Annotated in this window: 6 protein-coding genes; all 6 read left to right on the plus strand. The window is 62.0% G+C overall.

From position 1 onward, the window contains the following. Positions 1-111: 111 nt before the first annotated feature. The gene (locus OUZ52_RS06255; protein WP_266157511.1) at positions 112-1,827 is read left to right on the plus strand and encodes an AMP-binding protein; all 1,716 of its coding nucleotides are present in this window, start codon (positions 112-114) and stop codon (positions 1,825-1,827) included. Positions 1,828-1,855: 28 nt separating this feature from the next. Next, a complete protein-coding gene (locus tag OUZ52_RS06260; RefSeq protein WP_266157512.1) occupies positions 1,856-3,079 on the plus strand; it encodes an acyl-CoA dehydrogenase family protein in 1,224 nt (407 codons plus the stop codon). A 192-nt stretch (positions 3,080-3,271) separates the two neighbouring features. After that, positions 3,272-4,099: an SDR family oxidoreductase gene (locus OUZ52_RS06265; protein WP_266157515.1), complete on the plus strand. Its 828-nt coding sequence runs from the start codon at positions 3,272-3,274 to the stop codon at positions 4,097-4,099. Beyond that, positions 4,096-5,166, plus strand: a complete 1,071-nt coding sequence (locus tag OUZ52_RS06270; RefSeq protein WP_266157516.1) for a phosphotransferase family protein — start codon at positions 4,096-4,098, stop codon at positions 5,164-5,166. Before OUZ52_RS06265 ends, OUZ52_RS06270 begins: the two co-directional genes overlap by 4 nt. 65 nt (positions 5,167-5,231) lie before the next feature. Further along, positions 5,232-6,212, plus strand: coding sequence for an NADPH:quinone oxidoreductase family protein (locus OUZ52_RS06275; protein ID WP_266157517.1), 981 nt, complete (start codon positions 5,232-5,234; stop codon positions 6,210-6,212). 50 nt (positions 6,213-6,262) lie between these two features. Then, positions 6,263-6,900: histidine phosphatase family protein (locus OUZ52_RS06280; RefSeq protein ID WP_266157518.1), on the plus strand; the 638-nt coding region annotated here is incomplete at its 3' end.

A 6,900-nucleotide genomic window follows, 5' to 3' on the forward strand; every position in this document is an offset into this window, starting at 1 on the left:
AATTAGTAAATATCACTTCATTCACTATAGCCTGAGTCCTAGCATGGCTGTATTCACCGCTGGGAAGGCGATCCATGAGGGATCCGACCGACCCACTCACCAGGCCGCCTTATGCCGTCAGCTCACTCGTCAGTGCCCGGTATCCCTACCCACCCCGCGCTAGAGCGGCGCTGGTACGGCAGCTATCCACCCGGCGTTCCGACATCGATCGAGCTCGATCGATACAGCTCGCTATGCGACGTCTTCAGCCGCAGTTTTAAAGAGCACGCCGACAAGCCGGCGCTGATATGCATGGGCGTCACGGTGAGCTATCGGCAACTGGATGAAGCTTCGCATCGACTCGCCGCCTGGCTGCAAAGCCTGGGTTTGGCAGCAGGTGCGCGGGTGGCGGTGATGCTGCCCAGCCTGCCGCAATATCTGGTCTGCGTACCGGCCATCCTGCGCGCCGGTTTCGTGGTGGTGAACGTCAACCCGATGTACACCCCGCGGGAGCTGGCGCACCAACTCAAGGATAGCGGCGCCGAAGCCATCGTGATCCTGGAAAATTTCGCGCATGTGTTCCAGCAAGTACGCGAACAGACCGAGGTCAAACATGTCGTGGTCGCTACCGTCGGCGACATGCTGGGCGGCCTCAAAGGCGTACTGACAAATTTTGTGGTGCGCAAGGTAAAGAAGGCGGTGCCGGCCTGGTCGCTGCCCGGGCATGATCGATTCAACGACGTGCTCCAGCGCGGCGCCAGCTTGCCACTGCACGAAGCGCAACCGGGCCAGGGCGACCTGGCGATGCTGCAATACACCGGCGGCACCACCGGTGTCGCCAAGGGCGCCATGCTGCTGCATCGCAGCCTGCTTGCCGCCGTCAGCCAGGCGGAGTCATGGATGCGACCGGCGCTGACCGAAACACCTGCCGTGGCCAATCCGCTGCTGTTGGTGCCGTTGCCGCTTTACCACGTCTATACCCTGTACCTGTCGATGATGAGCCTGAGCATCGGCGCATGCTGCCTGCTGATACCCAACCCGCGCGATATCAACAGCCTGGTCAAGGCAATGCAGCAACACCGCTTTCATCTGATGACCGGGTTGAACACGCTATATAACGCCCTGCTCAATCACCCGCAGATCGGCGCGGTGGATTTTTCCGCCTGCCGCAGTTTTATCGGTGGTGGCGCCGCCACCCAACAAGCCATCGCCGAACGCTGGCATAGCTTGACCGGCCGCTGGATTCAGGAGGGCTGGGGCATGAGCGAGACCACCGGCGCCGGCACCTGCAATCCACCGCATCGCCATGAATTCAACGGCAGCATCGGCTTGCCGCTGCCCTCCACCGATATGCTCATTCGCGATGAAGAGGGCCACGACCTGCCCATCAGTGAAGTCGGCGAGATCTGTATCGCCGGGCCGCAATTGATGGCCGGCTATTGGCAACGGGCGGAAGAAACCGAGCAAGCGCTGGGCGCCGACGGATTCCTGAAAACCGGCGATATCGGGATGATGGATGAACAAGGCTATGTGCGCATCGTCGATCGCAAAAAAGACATGATTCTGGTCTCCGGCTTCAACGTGTATCCCAGCGAAATCGAAGAAGTCGCCATCGCACACCCGGGCGTACTGGAGGCCGCGGCCATCAGCATGCCCGACGAACACAGCGGCGAAGCGGTGAAATTGTTCGTGGTCAAGAAAGACCCGCAGCTGAGCGTCGAAAGCATGCGCAGCTATTGCGAGAAAAACCTCACGAATTACAAGCGCCCGCGGCAGATCCTGTTTATCGACGAGCTGCCGAAATCGCCGGTAGGCAAAGTGCTGCGCCGCGCGCTGCGCGACAGCTAAACCGACAACCCGTTATCACGAGAGAGCCATGGACTTCTCCTTAAGCCCGAAAACGCTGGATTACCTGCAGCGCTTGCAAGCCTTTATCGCCGAACACGTGCAACCGATCGAAGAAGCCTACCGGCACGATAACGCCAGCCGTAATACCGGTGCCGACTGGAGCCAGTGGCGGGTGCTGCCGATCATAGAAGAGCTCAAGAGCAAGGCTCGCGCCGCCGGCCTATGGAACCTGTTCTTGCCCGACGCCACCCTCGGCGCCGGTTTAAGCACCCTGGAATACGCGACGCTGGCAGAAGCCATGGGGCATAGCGAATTCGCCGCCGAGATCTTCAATTGCAGCGCGCCGGACACCGGCAACATGGAGGTGCTTTATCACTACGGCAGCGATGCGCAGAAAGAGCAATGGCTGAAGCCGTTGCTGGCCGGCACGATCCGCTCGGTGTTCTGCATGACCGAACCAGACGTAGCGTCGTCCGATGCGACCAACATGCAGGCGACCATCCAGGTCGATGGCGACATGCTGATACTGAACGGCAAGAAGTGGTGGTCCACCGGCATCGGTCATCCCAACTGCAAGCTGGCGATCTTCATGGGCTTGTCCGATCCGGATGCCGAACCGCATAGCCGTCACAGCATGGTCTTGGTGCCGATGGATGCCCCCGGCGTGCGGATCACCCGGATGCTGCCGACCTATGGCGAATACGACCCGCCGCATGGTCATGGCGAAGTGGTGTTCGAGAATGTACGCGTACCCAAAACAAATCTGCTGCTCGGCTTTGGCAAAGGTTTCGCCATCGCCCAGGGCCGTCTTGGCCCAGGCCGTATTCACCATTGCATGCGTGCGATTGGCGCTGCCGAGCGCGCCCTGCAATTAATGATAACCCGAGGCCTGAGCCGGGTCGCTTTCGGCAAACCGCTGATCGATCTTGGCGGCAACCGCGAGCGTGTCGCCGATGCGCGTATTGCCATCGACCAGGCGCGCCTGCTCACCCTGTATGCCGCCTGGAAAATCGACACCGCCGGCGTCAAGCACGCCATGACCGAAATCGCCGCGATCAAAGTCGTCGCGCCGAATGTGCTGCAAACCATTGTCGATCAAGCCATCCAGATACATGGCGGCGCCGGTGTGTCGCACGACGTGCCGCTGACCGGGCTGTTCCTGATTGCCCGCTCGCTGCGCATCGCCGACGGCCCGGATGAAGTACATCGCGGATTGCTGTCACGCATGGAACTGGCCAAGTACAAACATTAGACGCAGACCACGCTTACACCCTTCCGCACCTTTCTTGATTCGGCAGGACACGATGACTCCACGCTTCGCTAACCACGGCCTGATCGAATCACGCTGCCAGCACCCCAGCCATGCTCGGCTCGGCGCAGGCAACCATGGTTTGCATACGCTCGCTGCTGACCGCATCGACGCTGGCCACAATGGGCGGTGCGCATGAGCTCGCGCATCTTCATCACTGGAGGCGCCTCCGGCCTGGGCCGCGCACTCGCCGAACGTTATGCGCGCGCCGGCTGGCGTGTATGCATCGGCGACCTGGACCTTGCGCGCTGCGCGCAAACCCTGGCCGCGCTGCACGCACAGTCGCCTCTTAACCACGCACTCGCCTGCGACGTCACTCGCGAGGATGCGGTGCAGGCGGCCGCCGATTGGCTGCAACGCGAATGGGGTGGCGTCGATGTAGTCGTCAACAATGCCGGCGTCGCGCAGATGGGTGGCATCGAAGAAGCTTCGCTCGCCGACTGGCAATGGATTGTCGACATCAACCTGCTCGGCGTGGTGCGTGGCTGCAAGGTGTTCACGCCGTTATTGCGTGCGCAAGGCGGCGGCAAGCTGGTCAATGTCGCCTCGATGGCTGGGCTGATCCATATGCCTCAGGCGGCGGCGTATAACGCGACCAAGGCCGCGGTAGTCGCCTTGACGGAAACCCTGCAACTGGAGCTGGAAGCCGACCGCATCGGTGTCACCGTGGTGTGCCCGGCATTTTTTCGCACCGCCCTGGCAGAAAACATGCGCGCCAGTAATCCGCAACTTGCATCGATGACCAAGCGGCTGGTCGAGCGCGCCCGCATCGGCCCGGATGAGATCGCCCAGCAAGTGTTCGACGGCGTCGCTCGGGGCGACACGCATATTTTCACCCACCCGGAAGCTCGCCGTGCCTGGCGACTGAAACGCTACCTGCCGTACCGCTGGTATCTGGCGATGATGCGCAAGCAACTGGCCGAGTTGGCGGCGCGCATGCAACGCAAGGTCAAGCCGCGGTGAGCGCCAGCACCGATCAAGCGGGTAGCGTGCGCGCAGGCGAAGAGCTGGATATCGTCGCCGTCGATGCCTGGCTGAAACAACAACTGCCCTCGCTGCAAGGCACGCCCAAGGTCACCCAGTACGCCGGCGGCGCGTCGAACTGGACCTACCGGCTCGAATACGCCAACGACGATTTGATCCTGCGCCGCCCGCCCAGCGGCACCAAGGCCAAGTCGGCGCACGACATGGGCCGTGAGTTTCGCATTCAACAGGCATTGCAACCGGTGTTTCCCTACGTGCCGGCGATGCGTGCGCATTGCACCGATACCACGGTGATCGGCGCCGAGTTTTACGTGATGCAACGCCTGGCCGGCATCATCCCGCGCAAGAATCTGCCGCGCGATTTGAATCTGCCGCCGGACACCGTGCGGCAATTGTGTCTAAACGTCATCGATACGCTGATCGCCCTGCATCAAGTGGATATCCATGCGGCCGGGCTCGACAAGCTCGGCGTCGGCGCCGGTTATGCGCGGCGCCAGATCGACGGCTGGAGCAAACGTTACCTCGACGCACGTACCTGGAACGTGCCGCGCGGCGAAAAAATCATGGCGTGGCTACAAGCGCATCTGCCCCAGCAAGAGCGCATCTGCGTCACCCATAACGACTTTCGTTTCGACAATGTGGTGCTTGATCCCAATGACCCGACTCGGGTCATCGGGGTGCTGGATTGGGAGCTGGCCACCCTGGGCGATCCGCTGATGGATCTGGGCAACAGCATGGCCTATTGGGTTCAGGCGGATGATGACTTCATGGCGCGCGCCACCCGGCGCCAGCCCACCCACCTGCCCGGCATGCTTAGCCGCAACGAAGTGGTGGCCTATTACTGCGCCAAGAGCGGATTCGAACCCGAGCACTGGGCTTTTTATGAGGTGTATGGATTATTTCGCCTGTCCGCCATCGCGCAGCAGATTTACTACCGCTACTACCACCGGCAGACCCGCAACCCAGCGTTCAAGAACTTCTGGCAGCTGGTGCATTACCTGCATTGGCGCTGCCGCCGGGCGATGCGGCAAGGCAACCGGCCTTGACCATCAGCCGCTGATCGACCCATGCCCCTGATCACACCGTGCTACCCCACTCCTTGGAATCGCGCATGAAAGCCCTGCTCTGCAACGCATTCGGCCCCATCGAAAACCTGAGCATCGAAGAGGTCGCCGCGCCAGTCGCCGGCCCCGGCCAGGTCGTGGTCGACATCAAGGCGGCGGCGTTGAATTTTCCCGACGCGTTAATCGTGCAGGGGCTGTATCAGGTCAAACCGGCGCTGCCGTTTTCGCCGGGCGCCGAATTTGCCGGGGTGATCAAGGCGGTAGGTGAAGGTGTCCATCACCTCATGCTCGGTGACCGGGTAATCGCACTGGTTCCGCACGGCGGCTTGGCCGAGCACTGCGTCGTCGATGCGCGCGCCATCATCCCCTTGCCCGCCGATATGGACTACGCCACCGGTGCCGCCTTGCTGTTGACCTATTGCACCTCGCTGCATGCGCTCCAAGATGTCGCCAAACTGGCGCAGGGTGAAACCCTGCTGGTGCTCGGCGCCGCCGGCGGCGTGGGTATCGCCGCCATCGAAATCGGCAAGCTGATGGGTGCCCGCGTCATCGCCGCGGCGTCCAGCGAAGCCAAGCTGGCGTTATGCCGCGAGCACGGCGCCGACGAAACCATCAACTATGCCAGCGAAGATCTGCGCGAACGGCTGGATGCCTTGACCGGCAAGCGTGGCGTGGATGTGGTTTACGATGCTGTCGGCGGCGCCTATAGCGAACCGGCCTTGCGCGCCACCGCATGGGGCGGGCGCTTGCTGGTGGTGGGTTTTGCGACGGGCGATATACCGCGCATCCCGTTGAATCTCGCCTTGCTCAAAGAGCGCGCGATTCTCGGTGTCTACTGGGGTGACTGGGCCAAGCGCAACCCGGCGCTGCAACAAGCGCAGCTGCTGCAACTGCTGAGCTGGTTTCGTAGCCGGCAGATCATGCCACCTGTGACCGAACAAGTACCGCTGCATGATGCGGTCGACGCGCTGCAACGGATGGCCTCACGCCAGGTACGCGGCAAGATCGTGGTGCTACCGGAGGCATGAATGCACGCCAGCGACAAGTTCTTTTGCATCGCCACGCCGGCTAGCCACCGATGAGTACGGTGTATTTGATCCGGCACGGTCAGGCGGCCTTTGGCGAAGCCGACTACGACCGTCTCAGCGAACGCGGCACGCAACAGGCGCAGCTGCTGGGTGCCGCACTGGCCCCTGCCCTCACGCACGCGCAGCTCATTGTTTGCGGTGACATGCAGCGACATCGACAAACGGCGCAAGCATGTCTTGAAGCGATCGGCCTAGCGACCGAATGGGAGGTCGATGCGCAATGGAACGAATTCGATCACGACCGCATCGTCCGCGCCTATCGCCCCGAATACGCCGACCATGCACGCCTGCGCGCCGACCTGCTGGCCTCGCCCGACCCACAGCGCATGTTTCAAACGATTTTCGAGGCGGCGGTGCTGCGCTGGGTCAGCGGCCAGCACGACGCCGACTACAGCGAGACCTGGCTGGCCTTTCGCGCACGTTGCCGACAGGCGCTGCACAGCCTGTTGGCGCGCCTGCCGCCGGCCACAGATGCACTGGTGTTCACCTCGGGCGGGCCGATTGCCGCAATCACTCAGGATTTACTGCAGATCCCCGATAGTCATGGTTTCCGCTTGAACTGGGTGCTGGTGAATGGCGGCGTGACCAAGTTAATTGTCGGCAAACGCGGCGCGCATTTATCGACCTT

It is taken from the genome of Dyella silvatica, from assembly GCF_026283955.1.
GTDB lineage: Bacteria > Pseudomonadota > Gammaproteobacteria > Xanthomonadales > Rhodanobacteraceae > Dyella_C > Dyella_C silvatica.